General features: G+C 64.2%; 3 protein-coding genes and 1 pseudogene. All 4 read right to left on the bottom strand.

Annotated elements, in window-relative coordinates; translation table 11 throughout:
- Positions 1–352, bottom strand: a pseudogene (locus JCM25156_RS12990) (hypothetical protein); the annotation flags it as partial.
- A complete protein-coding gene (locus JCM25156_RS12985; protein WP_025813416.1) occupies positions 349–1,296 on the bottom strand; it encodes an MlaD family protein in 948 nt (315 codons plus the stop codon). The pseudogene JCM25156_RS12990 and the gene JCM25156_RS12985, both read right to left, overlap by 4 nt.
- Positions 1,296–1,991, bottom strand: a complete 696-nt coding sequence (locus JCM25156_RS12980) for a P-loop NTPase family protein (protein WP_025813414.1) — start codon at positions 1,989–1,991, stop codon at positions 1,296–1,298. The genes JCM25156_RS12985 and JCM25156_RS12980 overlap by 1 nt, the downstream gene beginning before the upstream one ends.
- A 2-nt stretch (positions 1,992–1,993) precedes the next feature.
- On the bottom strand, positions 1,994–2,759 hold a 766-nt coding region (locus tag JCM25156_RS12975), incomplete at its 5' end, for an MlaE family ABC transporter permease (protein ID WP_025813412.1).

Raw genomic sequence — 2,759 nt, 5'->3', positions numbered from 1 at the left:
CCAGATCCAGCCCGGCATCATCGCCGGACTGCCCGCGTACCGCCAGCGCCGCCTGCGTCGCCGCGATGGTGTCCAGCGCGTCCTGCGGCCTGTTGGCGTCAAGCTGGACCGTGGCCAGATTATAGCCGGAATCCCCTATCGCCGTCACGTCATCGCGCGCCAATGCGCGCTCGCCCGCGGTACGATACTGCTGTTCCGCCACCGCAAGGCGGTCAAGACCCACGGCTTCGCCCGCCGTGTCCATGGCCTGCGACAGCGTCGTATCCGTGGGGGAGGCGGCCTGCTGCCCCCCGCCACAGCCCGCCAGCACCAGGGCGAGCGCCACGGTCGCACAGTTTTTATTCATACTCATGGCTGCACCCTCTGCGCCGGGAGGCGGTGCCCGTGCGTCACCTTTTTCGAACTGCCGCCCAGTATCCACAGCCCGCGCATCTGATCGACCAGCTTCTCCAGGCTGGCGACCGTGCTCTGCGCCTGCACCAGAAGCACCGGAAGCTGCTGGCTGGCGTCCTGAAGGTTGCGGGTGATGGCGGGCGTCGCGTTGCTCAGGTCACCCGTGGCTTTCTGCACGTTGGTCATGCTGGCGTTGGCCTTGTCCATCACGCTGGCAAGCTGCTTTTCAATGGGGGTGAGCTGGCCGATCGTGGCGTCAAGCGTCGTGATCATCTGTTCGGCCTGGCGGATCAGGTCATCATTGGTCATGAGACGCCCGATGGAACCCTTGCCCGCGTGCATGTCGGTAATGGTCGCATCCAGTGTCGCCATCATGTGCTGGGCGTTATCGAGAACGGGGATGACGCGATCGCGGATGTCGCTGAAGGTCTGGGTGATGGTGTCCGCCGGGTTGGGCGCGTTGGTGGCGCTCAGCACGGCATAGCTCCAGTTCAGCTTGTCCCCCACCCCGCGCGAGATGTCGATGTAGCTGGCCCCGGCCACCACGAAGCGCTTGCGGATGATGGCGGTGCTGTCGCGGCGGATATAGGGTTCGATGTCAGGATCGATTTCCGCGATGGCGTACATGCCGCCCGAGGGGTTGATGCGCACGCGCCGCACCGTCCCCGCGTGAATGCCCATCACCTCCAGGTCATCGCCCACGGACAGGCCGCTGACGCCATTTTCCGGCAGGACGATCCGCAGCCGGCCCGCCGGTGTCAGCCAGTCATGCAGCACACCGGCCTCGATCACGGCGCCGAACAGGATGACAAGGGAGATCAGGACAAGAACCCCGACCCATTCATCCGCGTAACGGACACGCACCAGTTGCCGGAGCCCGTCTGACTGTTGTTTCTGGACCATTACACCACCCGCATGGGAAAAAGACCTTCGTCAAGAAGGCGCATGTGGAGATTCACCGCCTTGCGATATTCACGCCACGCCGCCGTGGAGCGGACGAACCATAACACCCCGCAGCCCCGGTCCCGCGCGGCGGTGATCGTTTCAAAAAACGGCAGCACGCTTTCTTCTGGCAGGGTGTCGGATATGTCTTCCAGCACCAGCAGTTCCGGCCGCCCGAGGAACGCCCGCACACAGGCCGCGCGCGCCAGATCCGCGGCCGAAAGGCGGTCCGGCGCGGTAATGGGCAGGCCGGGCAGGCCAAAGGCGTAGCCCAGCTGGGTGGCGTGCTCCACCACATCCTCGAACGTATCGGTCGTATGGTAAAGCTGCGGCAGCATGATGTTGAGATGCGTGCCAAACAGGTTGAGCCAGCTTCCGTGGCGTGAAATGCGGCCGATGCGCCCCCGCAGCGCGTTGAGCTGCCTGTCGCGCAGCGTGCTCCAGTCCAGCCCCATGAAACTGACGCTGCCCTGCGTGAGCGCGACCATGCCCGAGCATATATCCGCGAAGATGGCGGCCCGCGCGCTGTCGCGGCAGTCGATCACCACGCATTCACCGGGCATCATGCGCAGGTTGTAGGGCGCGGGCATGAGGCCGCTTTCCTCGAACGAAGGTACGGCGTTGCGCAGTTCCAGCAAGGGAGCGTTTGCTGTCATGATCAGAAATCCAGCATGAAGAGGATATTGACCACCAGCACCAGCATGATCCCGCGCGCGAAGCCACGCGGCATGATGGTGGCCATCGTGTCATTGCTGCTGACCGTCAGGCCCGAGATGCACGCGCCCAGCCCCACGAAGAAACCGACCAGCACGAATTTCAGCGGAATGACCAGATAATCCCATGTCGTCATGGCGGTCAGGACGTTGAAGAAGAATGTCCACACCGATGATGTGATGGCCCCGTTGGCATGGGCCACCACGAAGCCCATGAGCAGCGACACGACGGAAAAGATCATGCCCAGCGTGAATCCACCCACCGTGAACGCGAACGTACGCGGCATGACCAGCGCCAGGAAGGGGTCGATGCCGCGCGCCTGCAGGCCCCGCACCTCACCGCCCAGCACCAGCATCCCGATCTCGGTCAGGGACAGCATGCCGCTGCGCCCCATCAGGATGATGCCCACAAGGATGGGCGAGATTTCACGCACCAGCACCGAAACCAGAATGGAGCCCGTCATCTGCGCCATTCCGGCATAGCCAAGCCAGTATGCCGCCTGCGACACGACCATGAGTCCCGTCAGGGTCGCCGTGATCACGATGCTCAGGAAACCGCCGCCAATCACCTGCCGCAGCGTCGCCCGGAATTCATACAGGACCGGCCTGCGCCATGAATTGGGCCGCAGGCTTTCACGCAGGGTGCCCCACCCGGCCCCGATCAGCAGCAGCGTGAACCGGACCTGATGGCGCGTCAGCCGCCCGATACCG

It is taken from the genome of Komagataeibacter kakiaceti JCM 25156 (assembly GCF_000613305.1).
Note: the sequence above shows the minus strand (reverse complement) of the source record. Positions and strands in the feature narration are given on the sequence as shown.